The 22,647-nt window shown below is 55.0% G+C and carries 18 protein-coding genes; 10 read left to right on the top strand and 8 right to left on the bottom strand.

Features of this window, described 5'->3' with window-relative positions; genetic code table 11:
- Window positions 1-9: 9 nt before the first annotated feature.
- The 3 genes from aldA to ACUY4S_RS11725 form a co-directional block, all read right to left on the bottom strand.
- Window positions 10-1,449, bottom strand: coding sequence for an aldehyde dehydrogenase (gene aldA / locus ACUY4S_RS11735; protein WP_458023470.1), 1,440 nt, complete (start codon window positions 1,447-1,449; stop codon window positions 10-12).
- A gap of 200 nt (window positions 1,450-1,649) precedes the next feature.
- Window positions 1,650-2,444: a YdcF family protein gene (locus ACUY4S_RS11730; protein WP_458023482.1), complete on the bottom strand. Its 795-nt coding sequence runs from the start codon at window positions 2,442-2,444 to the stop codon at window positions 1,650-1,652.
- 128 nt (window positions 2,445-2,572) lie between these two features.
- Window positions 2,573-3,061 carry a GNAT family N-acetyltransferase gene (locus ACUY4S_RS11725; RefSeq protein WP_458023469.1) on the bottom strand — a complete coding sequence of 163 codons (489 nt, stop codon included), beginning with the start codon at window positions 3,059-3,061 and terminating at the stop codon, window positions 2,573-2,575.
- Between the two features lie 260 nt (window positions 3,062-3,321).
- On the opposite strand from ACUY4S_RS11725, the gene ACUY4S_RS11720 reads away from it, so the two are divergent.
- From ACUY4S_RS11720 to ACUY4S_RS11705, 4 genes are read left to right on the top strand one after another with little or no spacing between them, the layout of a single operon-like run.
- Complete coding sequence (locus tag ACUY4S_RS11720; protein ID WP_458023468.1) at window positions 3,322-4,974, top strand: MFS transporter; 1,653 nt, start codon at window positions 3,322-3,324, stop codon at window positions 4,972-4,974.
- A 25-nt stretch (window positions 4,975-4,999) separates the two neighbouring features.
- Window positions 5,000-6,082, top strand: a complete 1,083-nt coding sequence (locus ACUY4S_RS11715; protein ID WP_312686607.1) for an HlyD family secretion protein — start codon at window positions 5,000-5,002, stop codon at window positions 6,080-6,082.
- Entirely contained in the window at window positions 6,079-7,455 is a 1,377-nt protein-coding gene (locus tag ACUY4S_RS11710) for an efflux transporter outer membrane subunit (RefSeq protein WP_458023467.1), read from the top strand. Before ACUY4S_RS11715 ends, ACUY4S_RS11710 begins: the two co-directional genes overlap by 4 nt.
- A 25-nt stretch (window positions 7,456-7,480) precedes the next feature.
- Entirely contained in the window at window positions 7,481-8,140 is a 660-nt protein-coding gene (locus ACUY4S_RS11705) for an O-methyltransferase (RefSeq protein WP_312686610.1), read from the top strand.
- 84 nt (window positions 8,141-8,224) lie between these two features.
- On the opposite strand, the gene hrpA is transcribed toward ACUY4S_RS11705, so the two are convergent.
- Window positions 8,225-12,127, bottom strand: coding sequence for an ATP-dependent RNA helicase HrpA (gene hrpA, locus ACUY4S_RS11700; protein WP_458024264.1), 3,903 nt, complete (start codon window positions 12,125-12,127; stop codon window positions 8,225-8,227).
- 200 nt (window positions 12,128-12,327) lie between these two features.
- Between hrpA and azoR the strand changes: the two genes are divergently transcribed.
- A complete protein-coding gene (azoR, locus tag ACUY4S_RS11695; RefSeq protein WP_312686613.1) occupies window positions 12,328-12,933 on the top strand; it encodes an FMN-dependent NADH-azoreductase in 606 nt (201 codons plus the stop codon).
- A 49-nt stretch (window positions 12,934-12,982) separates the two neighbouring features.
- Here azoR and ACUY4S_RS11690 read toward each other — a convergent pair whose 3' ends face one another.
- Genes ACUY4S_RS11690 through ACUY4S_RS11680 form a run of 3 tightly spaced genes read right to left on the bottom strand, consistent with a single transcriptional unit; the run spans window position 12,983 to window position 16,141 of the window.
- On the bottom strand, window positions 12,983-13,306 hold the full coding sequence (locus ACUY4S_RS11690; RefSeq protein WP_312686614.1) for a YdbL family probable chaperone protein: 324 nt from the start codon (window positions 13,304-13,306) through the stop codon (window positions 12,983-12,985).
- A gap of 7 nt (window positions 13,307-13,313) precedes the next feature.
- Window positions 13,314-13,505 carry a YnbE family lipoprotein gene (locus ACUY4S_RS11685; RefSeq protein WP_312686616.1) on the bottom strand — a complete coding sequence of 64 codons (192 nt, stop codon included), beginning with the start codon at window positions 13,503-13,505 and terminating at the stop codon, window positions 13,314-13,316.
- Entirely contained in the window at window positions 13,502-16,141 is a 2,640-nt protein-coding gene (locus ACUY4S_RS11680; protein WP_458023586.1) for a YdbH family protein, read from the bottom strand. Before ACUY4S_RS11680 ends, ACUY4S_RS11685 begins: the two co-directional genes overlap by 4 nt.
- A 171-nt stretch (window positions 16,142-16,312) precedes the next feature.
- On the opposite strand from ACUY4S_RS11680, the gene ACUY4S_RS11675 reads away from it, so the two are divergent.
- The 3 genes from ACUY4S_RS11675 (at window position 16,313) to hslJ (ending at window position 18,153) form a co-directional block, all read left to right on the top strand.
- Entirely contained in the window at window positions 16,313-16,498 is a 186-nt protein-coding gene (locus tag ACUY4S_RS11675) for a hypothetical protein (protein ID WP_312686620.1), read from the top strand.
- Between the two features lie 134 nt (window positions 16,499-16,632).
- The gene (locus ACUY4S_RS11670; protein ID WP_458023584.1) at window positions 16,633-17,622 is read left to right on the top strand and encodes a 2-hydroxyacid dehydrogenase; all 990 of its coding nucleotides are present in this window, start codon (window positions 16,633-16,635) and stop codon (window positions 17,620-17,622) included.
- Window positions 17,623-17,733: 111 nt separating this feature from the next.
- On the top strand, window positions 17,734-18,153 hold the full coding sequence (gene hslJ / locus ACUY4S_RS11665; protein ID WP_458023583.1) for a heat shock protein HslJ: 420 nt from the start codon (window positions 17,734-17,736) through the stop codon (window positions 18,151-18,153).
- Here hslJ and ACUY4S_RS11660 read toward each other — a convergent pair.
- Window positions 18,150-18,419 carry a putative hemolysin gene (locus ACUY4S_RS11660; RefSeq protein WP_312686626.1) on the bottom strand — a complete coding sequence of 90 codons (270 nt, stop codon included), beginning with the start codon at window positions 18,417-18,419 and terminating at the stop codon, window positions 18,150-18,152. The genes hslJ and ACUY4S_RS11660 overlap by 4 nt on opposite strands.
- A gap of 297 nt (window positions 18,420-18,716) precedes the next feature.
- Between ACUY4S_RS11660 and nifJ the strand changes: the two genes are divergently transcribed.
- Window positions 18,717-22,241, top strand: a complete 3,525-nt coding sequence (nifJ, locus tag ACUY4S_RS11655) for a pyruvate:ferredoxin (flavodoxin) oxidoreductase (RefSeq protein ID WP_458023582.1) — start codon at window positions 18,717-18,719, stop codon at window positions 22,239-22,241.
- 122 nt (window positions 22,242-22,363) lie between these two features.
- On the top strand, window positions 22,364-22,576 hold the full coding sequence (locus tag ACUY4S_RS11650; RefSeq protein ID WP_312686630.1) for a KTSC domain-containing protein: 213 nt from the start codon (window positions 22,364-22,366) through the stop codon (window positions 22,574-22,576).
- The last annotated feature ends 71 nt before the right edge of the window (window positions 22,577-22,647 follow it).

Genomic DNA, 22,647 nt, shown 5'->3' with positions numbered 1-22,647 from the left:
CCACGGTGATCAGGACTGTAAATACACCATCTGCGTTTGCAGATATTCATTCAGGCCATGACGCCCGTCCGCACCACCAATCCCGGACTTACGCCAGCCTGCATGGAACCCCTGCATAGCTTCGAAATTCTCGCGGTTGATATAGGTTTCGCCAAATTTCAGCCCACGCACGGCTTTCATCGCTGCATTCAGGTCCCGGGTATAAATGGATGACGTCAGGCCATAATCGCTGTCATTGGCCATTGCCAGGGCCTCGTCCAGGGTTTCAAAAGCCACAACCGGCAATACCGGACCAAACGTTTCTTCGTGCATAATCGCCATCTCCTGGCGCACGTCCAGTAACAGTGTTGGCGGGTAAAAATACCCTTTCCCACCGACCGGTTTTCCGCCCACGACCACCCGCGCACCTTCGGCAACCGCACGCGACACTTTTTGTTCCACACGCTCCAGCGCGGCGGCATTAATCAGTGGCCCCATGGCAATATCACTTCGCTGCGCCGGATCGCCAAACTGCACGGCCTTCATCGCCTCGCCCAGACGGTTAACAAAGCGGTCATAAATTCCTTGTTGCACATATACACGCTCGGCGCAGTTACACACCTGCCCGCTGTTGATCACTCTGGAGTCGACAATGGCTTTTACCGCCAGCTCGAGATCGGCATCATCCAGTACAATTGCCGGGGCTTTACCGCCCAGCTCCAGGCACACTTTGGTGATGTTTTTTGCCGCTGCGGCCATGATTTTTTCACCTGCGCCGACGCTGCCAGTCATGCTGACCATCGCCACTTTCGGGTTGCCTGCCAGCTCCTGTCCAACAGTTTCGCCGCGGCCCAGAACGAGGTTAAATACCCCTTTCGGTAACCCAACCTGATGGACGATTTTGGCGAAGGCAATGGCATTACTGGGGGTAAATTCACTGGGCTTGATAACAATCGTGTTGCCGGTGATAAGGGCAGGAGCCATTTTGCGGGCAATCAGGAAAAACGGGAAATTCCACGGCAGAATGCCTGTGGTAACGCCCAGCGCACGTTTAAACACAAAGATATTTTCATTTGGGCGGTCGCTTTGCAGGATCTCGCCTTCGTAGCGGCGAGCCCACTCGGCCATGTAGTCGATGTAATCCGCTGTAAACGCGACTTCCACGTCTGCCAGTTGTTGAATTTTACCGCCTTCGGCAACGATTAATGCGCTGATTTTACTCGCGTTTTCTCGAATGCCAGCGGCGATTTTACGTAACCACCCGGCACGTTCAATGGCTGGAAGCGCTTCCCATGCGGGCTGCGCCCGCTCAGCGGCCTCAATGGCCTGGCGTGCCTCTTCTGCGCTGCCGTCGGGGATTCGGGCCAGGATCTCTTCCGTCGCCGGGTTGACGACATCAAGCCATTGATGACCCTGCCAGCTAACAAATTGACCATCGATAAACATAGGGTGTTGTACCGGTGCTGTCATGACGCGCTCCTGTAATGACATTGTTTTTAACAAGTGAATTAGCTGTTAAAAATCTATCCCTACAACGGTGCTTTCACAGGCACGAAGACGGCTTTTGTGAGTGATCTCATAAAAGTAACGCTAAAAATAAACAAAAAAGTTACATCAGACGGGCGGGCAATGCCCGTTTGCGCCAGCACCTGCGCAAACGGGCATCAGGGTTACAATGAACGGCTGGCCAGTGCTTCTGTGAGGGTGTTATCAGTCATTAAAACCTGCCACGCCTGCTCAACCGCATCCGGGAAATCAACATGGACGAGGAAATCGCGCCCGTTGGGTCCGTAGCCATTTACGTCATCGCGTAAGCGTGGTACTTCACCGAGGATCAGCGAAAGATAACGCTCCACCGCCCAAAGCCCACGCTGCCGCGGCTGAAAGGTGACCCCATCCGGTGTATTGATGAGCTGAGGCGTGAACCCCGGCCAGCTCAGCCAGTGTGGTGCCGCTTCGCAATGCTGACTTACCCTGGCAAAGGTTGCCAGGGTGCGACGCTGCATGGTGGGGTCCTGCACGATCATTGCCGTCTTCGGTTTCATTCCCTGCGTTAACAGCATATCCACGCTAAAACGTGCGTTCTCTCCGCAGTTGGTCGACTTGTCTTCAACCAGGATTTGTTGGTCATCAATTTGCCAGAACTGACGGGCGATATCCGCCAGAATCGCCGCTTCGCTTCTGCCAGTGGTGCTCAGCTTGTTATAGCGCGGATGGCGGGCAATGGCCGAATAGAGGAATGTTGTGGAATGGCCGACGCCGCCGCTGATCAACAGCGGAGTCTGTTGCGCAGCCGCCAGTGCACAAGCCGCATCAATAGTCGGGATCACGGCGTTACCGGCGAGGATCACCACATCAGCACGAACCGGCGTCGGTTTGCCGACAAAATCGTTTTGCGCCAGCCACTCCCCCAGCGTATTTGCTGCCGCCAGGGTCTGCTCGGGCAAAACAGGAAACGTTGTCATCATTCGCAGTACCTCCTTCGTATGACTGCTTACAGCCTACCGCGCTGACGCGTGATGACCAGGGGATAACTCCTAATCCCGTTGGCGATGCTCGCGTAAGGTTTTGTAACCCAATGAGAAGCCTGATTTTACTGTGTTAACGCCCGCCCTGAAAACACCGGTGTCGGCAATATTTTTCCGAAACAAATGGCTTCGGGCTTGCCCACATAACGCCCATAATTTTCACGAATCTGGTAACCGTTACGCAAATAAAAATCCACCGCCCGTTGGTTGATTTTGCGGGTTTCCAGCCACAATTGCTTAAAGCCGCGCACCTGCGCTTCATCCTCCAGTGCGCGAAGTAATTGCGCGCCGACGCCCTGCGTTCCCGGGCGGGCATACATACGTTTAATTTCTCCAATACCGGACGCTATCTCGCGCAGGGCCACGCAGCCCACAGGCTGGTTGCCTGCATCCCGCGCCAGTAAAAAGAAATCGCGTGGTCCCAAAGTGCAGGCATCAAAAGAGGCTCTGCCGCTGCTGCCTGTCAGGGTTTGTAAGTAGTCCGATAGTGCATCCTGCAATTGCAGAGAGGCGGCGTCGGTGGGATCGGTTAAGGCGAGAGTAATCGTGTTCATTGTGACGTTGTCACCTCTTTTGGAATATATTTCTTATCACTTAAGCAGATTGCTGACGGTGCGTAATCTATAATTTTCTTATGCGCTTGCAATGCGTTGACTGGCACAAGTAGAATCCTTAGCGCCCTAACTATTCACTCTTTGAACATTAAAGCCCGCATGGATAATCGCACTTTTATTTATTGTCCCATTGATAACGTCTGCCCGCCCCTCGCCCTGTGTTACCAGGCTCGCTTGTTAACTCGGGTCCGGAAAACGTAATGCGTCTGCCAAAAAGCGATCCGTATGCACCGCGTGAGTGGGCAGCGCATGAAAAACCGATGCTGCTGGGCTCGCCCTCAACGCCGTTTCACAGCACGCCAAGACGCATAGCCTACGGCATTGTCGGCTTGTTGGTCTGCATGACCGGCGCGCTGGGTAATGCGATGGTGACAGCAAACCTGCAAAATCTGCAAGGCACCTTCGCGGCGTGGTCAACCGAAATTGCCTGGCTACCCGCGGTGTATGTGATGACCAACGTCTCTATCAACCTGCTGTTGGTCAAATTTCGTCAGCAGTATGGGTTGCGCGCCTTCACCGAAGGTTTTCTTGTGCTTTATGTGCTGGTGACCTTCTTTCACCTGTTCATTAACGATCTCAGTTCCGCCCTGATTGTGCGGGCCGCACATGGCATGGTCGCGGCCGCACTCAGTTCGCTGGGGATTTATTACCAAATTCAGGCCTGGCCTGCAAAACACCGCTTAAAAGCACTGACGATCGGCATTACTGGCTCTTCGCTTGCCATCCCATTAGCCCGCCTCTTTTCAACGGAACTGCTGCAACTGGATGAATGGCGCGGACTTTATTTCTTTGAACTGGGACTGGCGCTCATCTCGCTGGCCTGTGTGATGGCGCTGAAATTGCCGCCAGGCGATCGCAAAAAAGTGTTTGAGAAAAAGGATTTCATTACCTTCTTTTTACTCGCCCCCGGTATGGCGCTGCTGTGTGCCGTTTTGTCGCTCGGGCGGCTGGACTGGTGGTTCGAAGCGCCCTGGATTGGTTGGTCTCTCGCGCTGGCCGTGGTGCTGATTGTCTCCGCGATGGTGTTTGAGCACAATCGCAGTAACCCGCTACTGAACACCCGCTGGCTCTCCAGCGGCAGTATCGTGCGGCTCGGTTTGATTATGTTGCTAATCCGCATTGTGCTGGCGGAGCAGAACACCGGCGTTTTTGGTTGGCTGCAATACGTGGGTCTGCAAAACGACCAAATGACCGATTTGGCGTGGTCGATCCTCGCCGGTATCCTTTGTGGGATAGTCGCCAGTTGCCTGACCATAAAACCCCAGCGGCTGGCATGGCCGATTATGACTTCTCTGGCGCTGATGATTGTCGCTTCGCTGATGGACAGCAACTCTACAAGCCTGACCCGCCCGGACCAGCTACTGATCAGCCAGTTCTTACTGGGCTTCGCCAGCGCCTTTTTCATTGCGCCAGCCATGCTTGCAGGGATCGGCGGCGTGGTGGCAGAACCGCGCAATCTGGTCAGTTTTTCCGTGCTGTTTGGCATGAGCCAGAACATAGGCGGCCTGCTCGGATCGGCGATGTTAGGCACCTTCCAGACCTGGCGGGAAAAATACCACTCCAGTCTGCTGGCGGATCAACTCACCACCTTAAACCCGCTAGTCAATGAACGATTACAACTCTATAGCCAGCTTTACCAGAGCAGTATCAGCGACAGCGCCCTGCTCAGCACGCAGGCGATTACCCAACTGCAAAATGCGTCAACGCTGGAAGCGAATATTCTGGCCTACAACGATACTTATCTGCTGACGGCATCGGTAGCCGCTGGCACATTGATCTGGATTTCATGGCGCTTGTTGCGCCTGCGCATCACCGCACGTCTGGCATTGAGACGGGCAACAGGAACCAAATAATGTCGTTATTACTTCCGGAGTGTTTATGAGTCAGCAGGATGCCGCCAAAGCGCAGGCAAATACCCGCAGCAATTTGCGTGTCGTCTCTCTTTTCACCGCTGCTGCTATCGGGCTGGTAGGTGTGCTGGTGATCCTTTACGCCTGGCATCTGCCGCCGTTTACCCGCCATACCCAGTTCACTGATAATGCCTATGTGCGCGGGCAAACGACGTTTATCAGTCCGCAGGTGAATGGCTACATCACCGAGGTGCCGTTGCAGGATTTCGCCCGCGTCAAAAAAGGCGATCTGATTATGCAAATTGATGACCGTATTTATCGCCAGCGCGTCCACCAGGCTCAGGCCACGCTGGCCATGAAACAGGCTGCACTGGAGAACAATTTGCAGCAACGTAAAAGCGCTGAGGCGGTTATTGCCCGCAATGAGGCGGCGCTCGCCAGCGCCAAAGCGCAGAACCTGAAATCACAGGCAGATTTAAAACGCGCCAAAGAGCTAGCCGCAGACGGCTCACTCTCTGTGCGCGAGCGCGATGCTGCGTTGGCAACAGCAGCACAAAACAGCGCCAATATTGCCCAGGCACAAGCCACGCTGGACATGTCGCGCCAGGATCTGCAAACGACGATAGTCAACCGTGCCTCGTTGCAGGCAGATGTCGAAAATGCCCGTGCGGCGTTGGAACTTGCGCAAATCGACCTGCAAAACACCCGTATCCTCGCACCGCGCGACGGCCAACTGGGGCAAATCAGCGTTCGACTGGGGGCGTATGTCAGCGCCGGTACGCACTTAACCTCTCTGGTGCCGTCGCAACGTTGGGTGATCGCCAACCTGAAAGAGACACAACTCTACAATGTGCATATTGGCCAGCCGGTGCGTTTTACCGTCGATGCCCTTGATAATCAGGCTTTTAACGGGCGCGTACAGAGTATTTCCCCCGCTACTGGCGTAGAGTTCAGCGCGGTCAGTCCGGATAACGCTACTGGCAACTTTGTGAAAATCGCTCAGCGTATTCCGGTGCGTATTGACGTGGAAGGCAAACCGGAAGAACTGGCGCGGCTGCGCCCTGGTATGTCGGTGCAGGTCCACATTGATACGGCGGAGGCAGAGCAATGAGGCTTCGCGCCGTGGTGGCGCTGCTACCGTTAATGCTGGGAGCGTGCCAGTCTGCCGATGTGCAACGCGCAGTGCCCTCATTACAGATCCCGGCCGCCTGGCGCAGCGCTGCCGGCCCGCTTAGCGCAACCGACAGTGCCTGGTGGCGTAACTTTCATGACAATCAGCTTAATCGCTATGTTGATCAGGCATTGCGTTATAACAGCGATGTGCTGATAGCCCGCGAACGTGTTAACGAGTACCAGGCGCGGGTGTATGCCACCGACAGTGCACTGTTTCCCGAACTGGACGCCGGTTTCTCCGGCACTCGCGCCCGTGCGCAATCTGCGGCGACCGGCCTGCCAGTGCACAGCACTCTGTACAAAGGCAGCCTGACTGCCAACTGGAATGTGGATATTTGGGGAGCCAACAGTAGCGCCTCTGAGGCCGCCAGTGCGTCGCTGGCAGCACAGCAAGCTGCCGCTGCGGCTGCCGATTTGACTGTGGCGACCAACGTTGCCAGTGGTTACCTCACGTTGCTGTCATTGGATGAACAACTACGGGTGACACAAGCCACACTGAAAGCGCGTGAAGAGGCTTTACAACTCGCCCGTCGCCAGTATGAAAGCGGCTACAGTTCACGGCTGGAGTGGATGCAATCGGATTCGGAACTGCGTGCAACGCGGGCACAAATCCCGGTATTACAACACCAAATCAGCCAGCAGGAGAACGCGCTGAGCCTGTTGCTGGGCAGTAATCCTGAGGCTCTCCGGCGCGGTGAATTTTCATCGTTAACGCCGCTGCAACTGCCTGCACAGTTGCCCTCTTCTCTGCTCAACCGGCGTCCGGATATTGTGCAGGCACAGCGGCAGTTATTCGCTGCCGATGCCTCGCTTGCTGTCTCGCGGGCAAAATTACTGCCTTCACTCAACCTGACGGCGACCGGCAGCGAACAGGATCGTACGCTCTCTGGCCTGCTTGATAATCCCCTGCGGTTATGGAGCGTGGGCGGCAGTATTCTTGCGCCGCTGCTTAATCGCCAGGCGTTAAATGCGCAGGTCGATGTCGCCATGTCACAGCGCAATCAGGCGTTGTATAGCTATGAAAAAACCGTGCGCAATGGTTTTAAAGAGGTCAATGACAGTCTTGATGCTATTACCCGCCTCGGCGAACAATGGGTGGAACTTGAGGGGCAAACACAGGTCGCACAAGAGACACTGCGCATTGCGCAGAACCGTTACCGTAACGGCTACTCCTCTTATCTTGATGTGCTGGACGCCCAGAGAACGCTGTTCTCAACGCAGCTGAACGCAGTGCAAGTCAAAAATAACCTGCTCCTTGCGCAAGTGGATCTGTATCGTGCCCTGGGAGGGGGCTGGGCGGGACTGAAGTAATGTATCTTTCAACCAGGAGAGTGCTATGCAACAAAAATGGTCTGCAGTTGATGAATTCTTAGTCAGTCAGTTGATCCCCGAAGACGACACCCTGTCGCAGGTGCTGGCAAACAACCAGCGCGCGGGGTTACCCAATATTGATGTCTCCCCCGCGCAGGGGCAGTTGCTGGCGCTGTTTGTCCGCATGGTGCGGGCGAAGCGCATTCTGGAAATTGGCACGCTGGGCGGTTACAGCACCCTATGGATGGCGCGTGAGCTGCCGCCGGACGGTGAACTGCTGACGCTGGAATCAGAGCCTTTGCATGCCGCCATCGCTCGTGAAAACCTCCACTTTGCTGGCGTCGCGAACCGGGTGACCGTGGCAGAAGGCCCGGCGCTACAAACTCTGGAAAATCTGGGCGACCGTCCGCCCTTTGATCTGATTTTTATTGATGCGGATAAACCCAACAATCCTAACTACCTGAAATGGGCGCTGCATTATTCGCACCCTGGTACCCTGATTATTGGCGATAACGTGGTGCGTAACGGTGAAGTGACAAACCCGACGACGACCGATGCCAGCGTACAGGGCGTGCGAAAATTTATTGAGATGACAGGCACCGATCCGCGCCTGACCGCCACTGCTATGCAGACGGTGGGTGTCAAAGGCTGGGACGGCTTTACTCTGGCCTGGGTGAATGGCTGAGCGGTTTATATGGCCCGGTTACGGGCCATATAAACCACTGCGGCAGGCACTCCGTGCGGAGAGCGCCAGCCGGACCACGTTGCATTACGCGCTGATTTGTTCCATCGCCTGTAAAATACGCTTGTCGGAGATGGGGTATGGCGTACCCAGTTGCTGGGCAAAATAACTGACCCGCAACTCTTCAATCATCCAGCGGATCGCGGTGACGTCCTCATCGCCACGCCGCGCGGGTGGCAGTTTATTCAGCCACTGCTGCCAGGCCTGCTGCGTCTGCTCCACTTTTAACATTTGTGCCCTGTCACGGTGCGGATCGACGGCCAGTTTTTCCAGACGTTTTTCAATGGCCTGTAAATAACGCAGCGTATCCCCGAGGCGGCGGAAACCATTACCGGTGACAAAACCGCGATACACCAGCCCGTTCATCTGCGCTTTTATATCCGACAATCCCAGCGCCATAGTCATATCGACGCGGCCTTTTAACCGTTTATTGATGTTAAACACCGCCGTCAGGATCTGCTCGACCTGTTTGGCTATTTCAACCACCGTTTCGTTTAATTCCGCACGAACTTTCTCGTAAAGAGCCGCAAACTGCGCTTCCGTCCATACCGGGCCGCCCGCGTCGTCAATCAGTTTATCTACACCGCAGGAGATGCAGTCATCAATAAGATCCAGCACTTTGCCGTAGGGGTTAAAGTACAACCCCAGCTTGGCTTTGTTCGGCAACTTCTCATGCAGGTATTTGATTGGGGAAGGAATATTTAACAACAATAAACGGCGGATCCCACGCCACATCGCCTGCTGCTGCTCTTGCGGGTTATCAAACAGTTTGATCGCGACGCTGTCGCGTTCGTCTACAAGTGCCGGCCAGGCTTTAACTTTATAGTTGCCACGTTTTTGCTCATAACTTTCGGCAAGGGTGCCAAAACTCCAGATATGCAGCCCGCTCTGTTCTATTCCGTCGTCGGCCACTGCGGAGAGCGTTTCCTGCACTTTGCCTTTCAGGCTCTCTTTCAGTTCGCTGAGTGAACGCCCTTCCAGCAGTTTTTTATTTTTATCATCAACCACGCGGAAGGCGATTTTCAGATGCTCCGGTACCTGATCCCAGTGCCAGTCATCGCGGTCAACCGTTACCCCTGTCATGCGGCGCAGTTCGCGCTCTAAAGCATCAAGCAGCGGCAGTTCGAGCGGAGTGACCCGGCCAAGGAAGGCTTCGGCATAGTTTGGCGCCGGAACGAAGTTGCGACGAACCGGCTTCGGAAGCGATTTGATCAGCGCGATAACCAGCTCACGGCGCAACCCGGGGATTTGCCACTCAAATCCGCTTTCATCAACCTGGTTGAGCAGCGGTAGCGGTATATGCACCGTAACGCCGTCCGCATCCCCGCCTGGTTCGAACTGATAACTCAATCGCAGCTTGAGATTGCCCTGATGCCAGAAATTCGGGTAGTCCAGCTTGCTGACACCTTCTGCCCCTTCTTTGATCAGCATGCTCTTCTCAAAATTGAGCAAGTCCGGCGTTTCGCGACTGGCTTTTTTCCACCAGCTGTCGAAATGACGTGCGGAGATCACCTCATGGCTGATGCGCTGATCGTAAAACTCAAACAGCGTTTCGTCATCGACCAGAATGTCGCGTCGGCGCGATTTATGCTCCAGCTCTTCCACTTCGGCGCGCAGCTTCAGATTGTCGCGGAAAAAGGTATGGCGCGTCTGCCAGTCACCCTCAACGAGCGCATGGCGAATAAACAGCTCACGGCATAATGCGGGGTCTTTCTGACTGTAATTGACCTTGCGCGCCGCGACGACTGGCAGCCCGTAGACGGTCACTTTTTCGGTGGCCATAACGGCACCCTGCGCACGTTCCCAGTGCGGTTCACTGTAAGAGCGTTTGATCAGGTGCTGCGCCACCGGTTCGACCCATTCAGGATCGATACGCGCGGCGATCCGCCCCCACAGGCGGCTGGTTTCAACCAGTTCAGCGACCATTGTCCACTTCGGTGGTTTTTTAAATAATCCGGAGCCGGGGAAGATGGCGAAACGGGCATTTCGCGCGCCGGTAAACTCCTGTTTATCGGCATCTTTCATGCCAATATGCGACAGCAAACCGGTCAGCAATGCGATATGGATTTCGCGGTATTCCGCAGGTTCGCTATTGACCGGAATACCCAGCTCTTTCACCACCTGACGCAGTTGGGTGTAGATATCCTGCCATTCGCGCACACGCAGATAGTTCAAATAATCCACACGGCACTGACGACGGAACTGATTTGATGAGAGCGCTTTTTGCTGTTCGCCAAGGTAGTTCCATAAATTCACAAACGCCAGGAAGTCCGATTCTTTATCGTGGAAACGCTGATGTTTCTCATCTGACGCCTGCTTTTTGTCCAGCGGGCGTTCACGCGGATCCTGGATGGACAGCGCGGAGGTGATGATCATCGCCTCACGCACGCAGCCATGTTTTTGTGCTTCAAGCACCATGCGCGCAAGTCGCGGGTCCACCGGTAATTGCGACAACTGACGGCCCAGCGGCGTCAGTTTATACGCAGTTTGCTGCTCGTCGGTGGTAATCGCACCCAGTTCTTCCAGCAGACGCACGCCATCCTGGATATTGCGTTTATCCGGCGCTTCGACAAACGGGAAGGCAGCAATATCCCCCAGCCCCAGTGCTGTCATCTGCAAAATGACCGACGCGAGGTTAGTACGTAAAATTTCCGGATCGGTGAACTCGGGGCGCGACAGGAAATCGTCCTCGGAATAGAGGCGAATACAGATCCCTTCAGATACACGGCCGCAGCGCCCCTTGCGCTGGTTGGCAGAAGCCTGGGAAACCGGCTCAATCGGTAAACGCTGCACTTTGGTGCGATAGCTGTACCGACTGATACGCGCCGTGCCGGGGTCGATGACATATTTGATCCCCGGTACCGTGAGCGACGTTTCCGCCACGTTGGTTGCCAGCACAATACGCCGCCCGCTGTGCGGCTGGAAAACCCGGTTCTGCTCGCTGTTGGAGAGGCGCGCATAGAGCGGCAAAATTTCCGTATGACGCAAATCGCGTTTACTGAGTGCATCGGCGGTATCGCGGATTTCGCGCTCACCGCTCATAAAAATCAGGATGTCGCCCGCACTCTCGCGCCCCAGTTCATCAACCGCATCAAAAATTGCCTGCAGTTGATCGCGTTCGGTATCGTCAGCCTCTTCCACAATCGGGCGGTAGCGTACGTCAACCGGATAGGTTCGCCCGGAAACTTCGATAATCGGCGCGTTGTTAAAATGGCGCGAAAAACGCTGCGGATCGATAGTCGCCGAGGTGATGATCACTTTCAGATCCGGGCGTTTGGGCAGCAATTCGCGCAGGTAACCGAGCAGGAAATCAATGTTCAGACTGCGTTCGTGCGCTTCATCGATAATTATCGTGTCGTACTGCATCAGCAGCCGATCCTGCTGGATTTCCGCCAGCAAAATCCCGTCGGTCATCAGTTTGACCATGGTGTTATCGCTAACGTGGTCGCTGAAACGCACTTTATAACCGATGCAGCCGCCGGGTTCGGTTTTCAACTCTTCGGCAATGCGATTCGCCACTGTGCGCGCCGCCAGACGGCGCGGCTGTGTATGACCAATCACACCTTTTATGCCGCGCCCCAGTTCCATACAGATTTTCGGCAACTGCGTGGTTTTACCGGAGCCCGTTTCGCCCGCCACAATCACCACCTGGTGATCGCGCACAGCGTCGAGTATCGCCTGTTTCTTCTGGCTGACGGGCAGGTTTTCAGGGTAATCAATGGCCGGACGCGCCGCTTCACGCAGCTGAACTTTTTCAGCCGCCCCGGCGATCTCCTGGCTGAGCTGCAGCAGCAGCGCCTGTTGAGATTCAGGATTTTTAACTTTCTTGCTGCCCTGAAGCCGGCGGGCGAAACGTTGCCTGTCACGCAGCATCAGGGTGTCGAGTTGTTGATAGAGATCGGTAAGCGTTACTTTATGTTGTTCTGTCATAGCATTACTGGGCAGCGCACTGCCGGAAAACGTCTTAAGTTCTTAATCGCGATAGAATACCACATCGCGACATGGCTTTTCTTGTTCAAGAAATTCGAACATAGGATTCGATATATTGCGCTATCTACCGGCGCGGTTTGTGAATAGAGTGTCATGAAGAAACGGGGCGACCCACATCAAAACAACAAAGGAACCACCCAATGAGCAAAGTATTAGTGCTTAAATCCAGTATTTTGGCAGGGTATTCACAATCTGGTCAGTTGGCAGATTATTTCGTTGCACAATGGCAGGCAAAACACCCCGCCGATCAGATCACCGTGCGTGACCTGGCTGCCGATCCAATTCCGGTTCTGGATGGTGAACTCGTTGGCGCTCTGCGTCCGAGCGATGCGCCGTTGACCCCGCGTCAACAGGAAGCGCTGACATTGTCCGACACGCTGATCGCTGAACTGCAAGCCCATGATGTGATTGTGATTAACGCGCCGATGTACAACTTCAACATCCCCACTCAACTGAAGAATTACTTTGACCTGGTTGCCCGCGCTGGCGTCACGTTCCGTTACACCGAAGCAGGCCCGGAAGGTCTGGTGAAAGGCAAACGTGTGGTGATCGTGTCCAGCCGTGGCGGCATCCATAAAGATACCCCATCTGACCTGGTGGCACCGTACCTGAAACTGTTCCTCGGTTTTATCGGCATCACGGATGTGAATTTCGTCTTCGCTGAAGGCATTGCTTACGGTCCGGAAGTGGCGACCAAAGCGCAGAATGACGCAAAAGCCGCTATCGACAGCCTGGTAGCAGCCTGAGTTCTTCTCTCCCACCGTCTGGTGGGAGGGATATTCCCTTCCCGCTTCGCTATTTCTTCAGCCATTTACCGTTGATGCCCTGCACATATTCCCCCGGTTTCGCCCGTTCAACCAGTTTTTGCCCGGCCATTTTTGCCACGTCATCCACCGCGATGTTGTTACGATCCGCCAGTTGCTGATAGCTGTCGGTACGGGCTTTGTTAATTCTCTCGACCAGCGCTAGCGTCTCTTTATCTTTACTCAGGGCGGCGACATAGCCGGTTAACGTTTCGCCCACGCGCCCCTGACTGCGCGCTTCATCGAGTGTTAGCGCCTGAGCGGTTGCGCTAAGCAGACTCATCGCCAGCAGTGCCATTACGACTCTCTTTTTCATGTTGGCCTCAGAACAGATCGCTGCGCGATTTCAGCAGGGTTTCAACGTCTTTATCCACTTTGATATGGATCTCATGTTCGATCTTGACGTTCATATTGATGGTGATCGGCTCTTTCGGCGCAGCCACTTCGATGCGCGGCGTGCAGCCCACCAACAAGGTTGTCAGTACCATGCCCGGCACCGCTATCAGGGTTTTCATTTATTATCCTCACACTCTTCGCCCTTGGCGCAGCGGGCATCCGGTAGCGCCGCATTTTGCTCAAGCCATGACTGCAAATTGTCGCCAAAACGTAAACTACGCCACAACGTGAAGACGTTCTCTTCATGGGTATAGTTCAAATTCACGGTACTGCTCTTGCCATCCACAAAACTGGTGCCGCGAATAGCCGCCTGCATTTTTAATACGCCCAGATTATCCAAATCCAGCGTTGTCCATGAGCGGGAAATTTCCATATAGCGTAGCCAGTTAATGGCTGCGCCAGCGGCCATGTTGTCCTTCACCACTGCGTCAGCAGTATCCTTATCAATGCGCAGCGTCATCGGGCCTGGGTTATGCAACCAGCCATCTTTAATAATCCACTGAGGATTATCCAGCCACAGCGGCAGTGCGCCGTCGAACGGCCCGGAAAGGGCGAATTGCTTCGGGTTGACCGCGCTGATCAGTTCGCTGGCGGAAATATGATGAATACGTAACAGGGCGGGATCGTGCTGCGGCATCCGCAATTGCTGCAACGTGACTTTCCCGCCCAGCACATCAACGCTGACATCGCTTAAAATCAGCGGATTTTCTTCGCTCCACGGCCAGGCACCTTGCAAATCTGCGGTGATATTTTTGGCCGTTACCTGATTGGCAATTTCGCCGATACGCAACGATACCGGCCGACGCGTGCCAAGTTGCCATGTTGCATCGCGATAGCGAAACGGCAGCACAAAATCGACGCCGCTGATCTGGTTATCCGGTGTCCAGACGCTGCCGCCCTTCAGCACGCCGTGGCCGCCCGCCTCGAACCCCTGCCCGGCTGCTGCTGAAAACGCCACCTGTGCATTAAGTGCCCCCTCAAGCAGCTTCATTTTCCAGTCTGTCGGGATCAGGGGTTGAAAGACGGTAAGCGACTGGCGCGGCCACCACGCCTGCCCCCGCAGTCGCTCCCCATCCCAGCGACCATTGACCTGAACCGGGCCTATAATGTCGGCGCGTAAACTGCCTTTAAACTGAAATACCGTTGGGTCGCTGCCATTGACGCTGAATTTGAGGGTCGATGGCGGTAACGAGCTGCCGCCGCTAAAGGTCGTCTGCCCGGCGTCCAGTGTGAGCGCGCCCGTAAAAGTAGGACTGTCATCGTCGCGGACCCAGTGTACCGGCGCATCCAGCACCAGCCGGGGTGAGTCCATGCGCATACTGCCATATTGCAGTTGATCGAAACCGGTGGAAAGTTCCGTCAGTGTAATGGCGTTGTCCTGCCATTCGCCTCGCCCGGCAACGTCCCAGCGCGCATTCATGGGTGTGAAGTGACCATCGCCCCAGTAACGCCAGCGCCAGTTGCCCGCATCCGGTAAAAAATCCTGCGCCTGACCATCAAGATGCAGGCTGAAATCGCCCATTGCGTTTTGATGGGCACGAAGAATAGCCTGCAAGCGCCCGTCAATACCGCGCTGGGTAAGCCGCACGCCCGCCAGCGGCCAGCGGACTTCATCAATATTGAGTGAGTCGATCACCCGCCCGCGCGAACGCAGCAGCGCGCCTGGGGTAAAAGCCAGTTGCGGATCGTTAAGGCTACCACTGAGATGTGCCGGTAATACCGCGTAAAAAACCAGATCGCCCTGCTTTGCTTCCCCCGTCAATTGCAGCGGCATGGCACTGTTGTCCATGCTGAGGCGTCCTGGGCCAATAGTGAGCACAGCATTCGCTTTACCCGCGTCGCCCTGCGTCAGGACGTTTAACCTGCCACTGAGCGAGGCGTTCTCCAACCCCTGCTGCCAGTCGGTGATTTTCAACCCGACGCGACCGCTCAGAGGGAAGCCTTCATAAGGCCAGTTCCAGCGACCATCGCTAATAGTGAGTTGCCCCCGGGTCAGTTGCCAGGGCAGATCCAGTAACGGATCACTGCCGTCGCGCGCCATGACCACCAATTGCCCTTCGTTATCCCGCCATTCGGCATCGACATCGACCAGGCCCGGTTGCTGCGGCAAGGTCAATGTACTTTGCAGATGCCCATTGAGCGGTATGTTGCCTGGTATCTCTGGCAGCATGAACTCGCCGCCCAGCGTCAGCGGCGGCTGGTCATCGAACAGACGCAATGCCACACGGCTGACCGTCAGCGCCTGGCCTTGCAGGCCCGCCGTCAGTTCCACACGATCGCCCGAGTAGTGCAGCGTCTGCTGGTGCGGTGCAAGCGCCAGTTGTAATTTCCCCTCCCAGGTTTGCCAGGGGGAAAACGTCAGGCGGTCTACCGTCAGCCAGGTGTAAGGCAGCATCGCCTGCCACTGCGTGAGTGTACGCGGCGCAGCAGTGTCGGCATCAGAGGACGGCAGTTTGTTCAGGCAGAGGGTATCGATGTCCAGCGAGCCGATATGCAACTGCCAGCGGCTGGGATGGGTCAGCGTCGCATCCTGCATCACAGCCAGCTGGCAATCACCCGCCAGATAGCGCAAATCCGGAATGATGAATCCATGCCGCGTGAGGCGCGGGCTGGATTCCATCGCAATGCGCGTGCCCGCCGGCAGCCAGATCCCTGCCAGGGTAGGTACCCAGTACGCCAGGGTCAGCAGCAGCGTCAGCGGCAGCAAAATAAACAGTAAAACCAGTGCGATGGCGGCTTTGTATGTACCCTTCATGGGTAGTTAATATCCTGATTATGCCTATGATTTAGCCGATTATGGCAGTTATTGTGGCACGTATAGTCTGCCCTTTGAAGCCGCACATAGTCTTAATCATAGATGGATTGTTGCATTTTCAGTAATGCAGGCAGATAGTGCCTGCGTATCACTTATTTATGGATTTTTACTATGTTTACAAAAGCTTCATTGATCCGCGGCTGGTTTGTCGGCGCGACCGTTTTTACCTGTTTCAGCCTCGGCAGTTATGTGGGTGAACAGTACTGTTACGGATCGAAAATCCCCTGGATTATCAGTGTATTTATCGCATTCTTCATTTGCTGGGGCGCCCGAAGCTCGCTCAAACATCTCCGTTAATAATGACGCCCGTTCAGCAGGTATACTGGATTGGGAAACATTCATCATGTTCATGATTATCAATAACCTTTGAAGGTTTACATAATAATTTTAAAGCGTGATAATATGAGCAGAAAATCATTGGAGAAAGTCTTATGAAACTCGCGGTGTATAGCACAAAGCAATACGATAAGAAGTATTTGCAGCATGTTAACAAAGAATATGGCTACGAGCTTGAATTTTTCGACTTTCTGCTGACGGAGAGGACCGCCAAAACCGCCAATGGCTGTGATGGCGTGTGTATCTTTGTTAATGACGACGGTAGCCGCCCAGTACTCGAAGAGCTGAAAAAGCATGGCGTGAAGTTTATCGCCCTGCGCTGTGCGGGGTTTAACAATGTGGATTTGGATGCGGCGAAGGAGCTGGGATTGCGCGTAGTGCGCGTTCCCGCCTACTCGCCAGAAGCGGTCGCCGAACATGCCATTGGCATGATGATGGCGCTGAATCGTCGTATCCATCGTGCCTATCAGCGTACCCGTGACGCCAACTTCTCGCTCGAAGGTCTGACTGGCTTTACTATGTTCGGTAAAACCGCTGGGGTGATTGGCACCGGCAAAATTGGCGTTGCGGCGCTGCGAATTTTAAAAGGGTTCGGAATGCGTTTATTGGCCTTCGATCCCTATCCAAGTGCCGCGGCTCTGGAGCTGGGCGTGGAGTATGTCGATCTGCAGACGCTGTTCTCAGAATCTGACGTTATCTCCCTGCACTGCCCGTTGACGCCGGAAAACTTCCATTTGCTGAACCGTTCCGCGTTTGAGCAGATGAAAGATGGTGTGATGATCATCAACACCAGCCGTGGCGGCCTGATCGATTCGCAAGCCGCCATTGAAGCGTTGAAAACACAGAAAATCGGCGCGTTGGGCATGGATGTGTACGAAAATGAGCGCGATCTGTTCTTTGAAGACAAGTCGAACGATGTGATTCAGGATGATGTGTTCCGTCGCCTGTCTGCCTGCCATAACGTGCTGTTTACCGGTCACCAGGCGTTTTTAACCGCTGAAGCGTTGATCAGTATTTCGGAAACCACGCTGGAAAACCTGCGTCAGTTACGCGACGGTGACGCGTGCGCGAACGCGCTGGTCTGAGCCTGATTCCCCTCTGCGGAGGGGAATGCGTTTCAGATAATCCCCGATGACACCCAGGCCTCGCCTGATAAACTCCCCCCGTTTTTAATGGAATCGACCTTAGAGGAAGAGATGAAAAAGATTGTGACTTTAGTTGCCTTGAGCGTTGTACTTGCCGGTTGCGTCAGTTCACGCAGCAACACCCTGAAACCTGAGCAGCTGGAAAACCAGCGTTTTGTGCTGGAAAGCGTCAATGGACAGGCACTGCAGTTAACCGGGCAGCAGCCAGAAATCAGCTTTGATAGCGACCTGCGCGTTGCAGGAAAAATGTGTAACGGTTTTACTGGCCAGGGCAAACTTTCTGGCGGCGCGTTGACCGTGAAACATATGGGAATGACGATGATGCTGTGCGCCGAGCCGCAGCGTAACGCGCTGGATCACACCATTAATGCGATGCTGAGCAACGGCGCGCAGGTCGATCTTACCGACGATCAGCTGACGCTGGCGACCGCCGATCAGACGTTAGTTTACAAACGCGCGAAAAAAGCTTAATAGCTGCCGCAACTTCCGGTGGCAAGCGACTGTTCGGTACAGCGTTTGCCATTGGGTAAAGCGCACATGCCCATCATTGAACCATCAAGCTGACGGGCAACGGAGAGGGAGCCGCCGATCATGGCGCAATTCGCCTGTCCACCGCTGGACATCGCTGCTTTCAGCCCCGGCGCAACGTGCGCGGCAGTGGCCTGTTGAACCGGTTCATTATTACTGCATGCTGATAACATCAGCGCGGCACATCCTACCCAAAAAGCAGCTCGCATTCCTCTTCCCCTCACCCTAAATGGCACTAGCGCTAAATAACGCGAAACCCATGCATAATAGGCAGCGCAGCGCAATACGTCGAGAGCTGAAACACCTCTTTATGCGACACAGCAACATTTTCTTGCGCTTTACTGACGCCAGTCCCACTCTGAAAATCGCAATTCATTGATTACCGTTATGTCTGAGGACACAAAAGCGAAAATTGCTCCGCAGGCGCTTTGCTAAAATAGAGAGATAATTACAAGGCTCGTAGCAGTCTTATGGGTCTCTACTTTTGAGCAATGTAAGGGTTTTCTATGATCACGATTGACGGTAATGGTGCGGTTGCCTCAGTGGCATTTCGTACCAGTGAAGTTATCGCCATATACCCGATTACCCCAAGTTCGACGATGGCGGAGCAGGCAGACGCCTGGGCTGGCAACGGCCTGAAAAACGTCTGGGGTGATGTTCCCCGCGTGGTGGAGATGCAGTCCGAAGCCGGTGCTATCGCTACTGTACATGGCGCGTTGCAGACCGGCGCCCTCTCCACTTCTTTTACCTCATCGCAGGGCTTGCTGCTGATGATCCCAACGCTGTACAAGCTGGCCGGTCAATTGACCCCGTTTGTTCTGCATGTCGCTGCCCGTACGGTGGCCACGCACGCCTTATCCATTTTTGGCGACCATTCGGATGTGATGGCGGTGCGCCAGACCGGTTGTGCCATGCTGGCCGCCAGCAGTGTGCAGGAAGCACAGGACTTTGCGCTGATATCGCACATTGCGACGTTGAAAAGCCGGGTACCTTTTATTCATTTCTTTGATGGGTTCCGCACTTCACATGAAATCAATAAAATTGTGCCGCTGGCGGATGACACGATCCGCGAGCTACTGCCGCAGCCGGAGATTGACGCGCATCGCGCCCGGGCTCTTAACCCGGAACACCCGGTGATCCGGGGCACCTCAGCCAACCCGGATACTTACTTCCAGTCCCGCGAAGCCACTAACCCGTGGTACAACGCCGTTTACGATCACGTTGAACAGGCGATGAACGATTTTGCCGCAGCTACCGGGCGCCAATACCGCCCGTTCGAGTATTACGGTCATCCGCAGGCGGATCGCGTCATAGTATTGATGGGTTCCGCCATCGGTACCTGCGAAGAAGTGGTAGATGAATTACTCACGCGAGGCGAAAAAGTCGGTGTGCTGAAAGTCCGTCTTTACCGCCCCTTCAGTGCGGCGCATCTGCTCTCGGTACTGCCGGAAAGCGCACGTACTGTTGCAGTACTGGATCGCACCAAAGAGCCGGGCGCTCAGGCAGAACCGCTCTATCTGGATGTGATGACTGCATTGGCGGAAGCGTTTAATCATGGCAAACGCGAAACCTTGCCCCGAGTGATTGGTGGGCGTTATGGGTTGTCTTCCAAAGAATTTGGCCCGGAATGCGTGCTGGCGGTCTTTAATGAATTACGCGCTGAAAAACCCAGGCCCCGTTTTACTGTCGGTATTTACGATGACGTAACCCATCTTTCGCTACCGCTACCGGAAAACACCCTGCCATCTCGCGCCAAACTGGAAGCACTCTTTTACGGCCTGGGCAGCGACGGTAGCGTCTCGGCAACCAAGAACAACATCAAGATCATCGGTAATGCAACCCCGTGGTACGCGCAGGGCTATTTTGTCTATGACTCGAAGAAAGCCGGGGGGCTGACCGTATCGCATTTACGGGTTAGCGAGCAGCCGATTAATTCGGCCTATCTGATATCTCAGGCGGATTTCGTTGGCTGCCATCAGTTGCAGTTTATCGACAAATACCAAATGGCTGAACGCCTGAAACCTGGCGGCGTCTTCCTCCTCAACACCCCTTACAGTGCCGATGAAGTATGGTCGCGCCTGCCACAGGAAGTCCAGGCGGTGCTGAACCAGAAAAAAGCCCGCTTCTACGTGATTAACGCGGCGAAAATCGCCCGTGAATGCGGGCTGGGCGCGCGTATCAATACCGTAATGCAGATGGCGTTCTTCCATCTTACTCAGGTCTTACCCGGCGAGAGCGCGCTGGTAGCGCTGCAAGGTGCTATCGCCAAAAGTTACAGCAGTAAAGGCCAGGAGTTGGTTGAGCGCAACTGGCAGGCGCTCGCGCTCGCGCGAGAGTCGTTATTCAACGTTCCGCTGGCGGAGGTAAATACCAACAGCGCGCATCGCCCGCCAGTGGTTGCCGACGCCGCCCCGGATTTTGTCAAGACGGTAACGGCCGCCATGTTAGCAGGGCTGGGCGATGCGCTGCCCGTCTCTGCACTACCGCCAGATGGAACGTGGCCCGTTGGCACCACCCGATGGGAAAAACGCAACATCGCCGAAGAAATCCCGATCTGGAAAGAGACGTTATGCACCCAGTGTAATCACTGTGTTGCTGCCTGCCCGCATTCAGCCATTCGCGCGAAAGTGGTATCGCCAGACGCGATGGCAAGCGCGCCGGGCAGTCTGCATTCGCTGGATGTGAAATCCCGCGATATGCGCGGACAAAAATACGTGTTGCAGGTCGCGCCGGAAGATTGCACCGGCTGTAATCTGTGCGTGGAAGTGTGTCCGGCAAAAGATCGCCAGAACCCGGAAATTAAGGCGATCAATATGATGTCGCGCCTTGAGCACGTCGAGGAGGAGAAAACGAATTATGATTTCTTCCTCTCGCTGCCGGAAATCGATCGCAGCGCGCTGGAGCGCATTGATATCCGTACCTCGCAACTGATTACGCCCTTGTTTGAGTACTCCGGGGCTTGCTCCGGCTGTGGCGAAACACCCTACATTAAACTGCTTACGCAGTTGTACGGTGACCGCATGATGATTGCGAACGCGACGGGGTGTTCGTCGATCTACGGCGGTAACCTCCCTTCCACACCTTATACTACAGATGGCAATGGCCGCGGTCCGGCATGGGCGAACTCACTGTTTGAAGATAACGCTGAGTTTGGTTTAGGGTTCCGTCTCAGTGTGGATCAGCATCGCCTGCGCGTTATGCGACTGGTGGATGCGTTTGCTGAACACATTCCGGCATCGCTGCTTGAGGCGCTGCATGCGGATGCTACCCCAGAAGCGCGCCGTGAGCAGGTTGCGCAGTTACGCCAGGCTCTGGCGACAGTGGACGGTGCGCAGCAACTGCTGACCGATGCCGATGCGCTGGTCGAGAAATCGATCTGGCTGATTGGTGGCGATGGCTGGGCGTACGATATCGGTTTTGGCGGTCTGGATCATGTGATGAGCCTGACAGAGAACGTCAATATTCTGGTGCTCGATACCCAGTGCTACTCAAATACCGGCGGCCAGGCATCGAAAGCTACCCCGCTGGGCGCAGTGACCAAGTTTGGGGAGCACGGTAAACGTAAAGCGCGGAAAGATCTCGGCGTCAGCATGATGATGTACGGGCATGTCTATGTGGCGCAAATTTCGCTGGGGGCGCAGCTTAACCAGACGGTTAAGGCTATCCAGGAAGCGGAAGCGTACCCGGGACCGTCGCTGATCATTGCCTACAGCCCCTGCGAAGAACACGGCTACGATTTAGCGCTAAGCCACGATCAGATGCGCCAGCTCACCGCCACCGGATTCTGGCCGCTGTACCGCTACGACCCGCGTCGCGAAGAGGAAGGCAAAATTCCGCTGGCGCTGGACTCTCGTTCGCCGTCTGATGCGCTGGCGGAGACACTGCTCAATGAGCAACGCTTCCGCCGACTGAATGCGCAGCAGCCGGATGTGGCCGAACAGCTGTGGAAAGATGCCGCAGCGGATCTGCAAAAACGCTACGATTTCCTCGCCCAACTGGCGGGAAAAGCGGAGAAAAGCCAGGCAGAGTAATTGCCTTGCGTAAAAAGCCACCGGTCAGCCACGGTGGCTTTTTTAACGCACGTATTTCGCATGACAGCGCCGGTAAGCTGACTGATAATCCTCCTTCCGGCCGTTTATCAGGAGCGATCATCATGCTTCATCATCCCGTTACATCGTCACGTATTGCTTCTGTGGGTTACGACACGCTGAGCCGCGTGCTGGAAATTCGTTTTCACGACCGAAGCATTTATCAGTATCACGGCGTTCCGGAGCGGATTTTTTCCGTTTTTTTAACCGTTGTCTCCAAAGGCCGTTTTTATGATGGCGTGGTGAAAGACAAATTCCCGGAAAGAAAAGTCGCCTGAATCGCTGTCAGATGAGCGCAAAACGCACCATGATGAGCAACGCCGCGCGGCTGTTTTCGTTACGCTGTCTC

The organism is Kosakonia beeri (assembly GCF_054165705.1).
The sequence above is the reverse complement of the archived record's forward strand: the minus strand, read 5'-3'. Positions and strand labels throughout refer to the sequence as shown.

What these genes read in the sequence shown, in the direction of transcription:
- aldA (WP_458023470.1), bottom strand. Translation starts at nt 1,449, where the DNA reads ATGACAGCACCGGTACAACACCCTATGTTTATCGATGGTCAATTTGTT.
- ACUY4S_RS11730 (WP_458023482.1), bottom strand. Translation starts at nt 2,444, where the DNA reads ATGACAACGTTTCCTGTTTTGCCCGAGCAGACCCTGGCGGCAGCAAAT.
- ACUY4S_RS11725 (WP_458023469.1), bottom strand. Translation starts at nt 3,061, where the DNA reads ATGAACACGATTACTCTCGCCTTAACCGATCCCACCGACGCCGCCTCT.
- ACUY4S_RS11720 (WP_458023468.1), top strand. Translation starts at nt 3,322, where the DNA reads ATGCGTCTGCCAAAAAGCGATCCGTATGCACCGCGTGAGTGGGCAGCG.
- ACUY4S_RS11715 (WP_312686607.1), top strand. Translation starts at nt 5,000, where the DNA reads ATGAGTCAGCAGGATGCCGCCAAAGCGCAGGCAAATACCCGCAGCAAT.
- ACUY4S_RS11710 (WP_458023467.1), top strand. Translation starts at nt 6,079, where the DNA reads ATGAGGCTTCGCGCCGTGGTGGCGCTGCTACCGTTAATGCTGGGAGCG.
- ACUY4S_RS11705 (WP_312686610.1), top strand. Translation starts at nt 7,481, where the DNA reads ATGCAACAAAAATGGTCTGCAGTTGATGAATTCTTAGTCAGTCAGTTG.
- hrpA (WP_458024264.1), bottom strand. Translation starts at nt 12,127, where the DNA reads ATGACAGAACAACATAAAGTAACGCTTACCGATCTCTATCAACAACTC.
- azoR (WP_312686613.1), top strand. Translation starts at nt 12,328, where the DNA reads ATGAGCAAAGTATTAGTGCTTAAATCCAGTATTTTGGCAGGGTATTCA.
- ACUY4S_RS11690 (WP_312686614.1), bottom strand. Translation starts at nt 13,306, where the DNA reads ATGAAAAAGAGAGTCGTAATGGCACTGCTGGCGATGAGTCTGCTTAGC.
- ACUY4S_RS11685 (WP_312686616.1), bottom strand. Translation starts at nt 13,505, where the DNA reads ATGAAAACCCTGATAGCGGTGCCGGGCATGGTACTGACAACCTTGTTG.
- ACUY4S_RS11680 (WP_458023586.1), bottom strand. Translation starts at nt 16,141, where the DNA reads ATGAAGGGTACATACAAAGCCGCCATCGCACTGGTTTTACTGTTTATT.
- ACUY4S_RS11675 (WP_312686620.1), top strand. Translation starts at nt 16,313, where the DNA reads ATGTTTACAAAAGCTTCATTGATCCGCGGCTGGTTTGTCGGCGCGACC.
- ACUY4S_RS11670 (WP_458023584.1), top strand. Translation starts at nt 16,633, where the DNA reads ATGAAACTCGCGGTGTATAGCACAAAGCAATACGATAAGAAGTATTTG.
- hslJ (WP_458023583.1), top strand. Translation starts at nt 17,734, where the DNA reads ATGAAAAAGATTGTGACTTTAGTTGCCTTGAGCGTTGTACTTGCCGGT.
- ACUY4S_RS11660 (WP_312686626.1), bottom strand. Translation starts at nt 18,419, where the DNA reads ATGCGAGCTGCTTTTTGGGTAGGATGTGCCGCGCTGATGTTATCAGCA.
- nifJ (WP_458023582.1), top strand. Translation starts at nt 18,717, where the DNA reads ATGATCACGATTGACGGTAATGGTGCGGTTGCCTCAGTGGCATTTCGT.
- ACUY4S_RS11650 (WP_312686630.1), top strand. Translation starts at nt 22,364, where the DNA reads ATGCTTCATCATCCCGTTACATCGTCACGTATTGCTTCTGTGGGTTAC.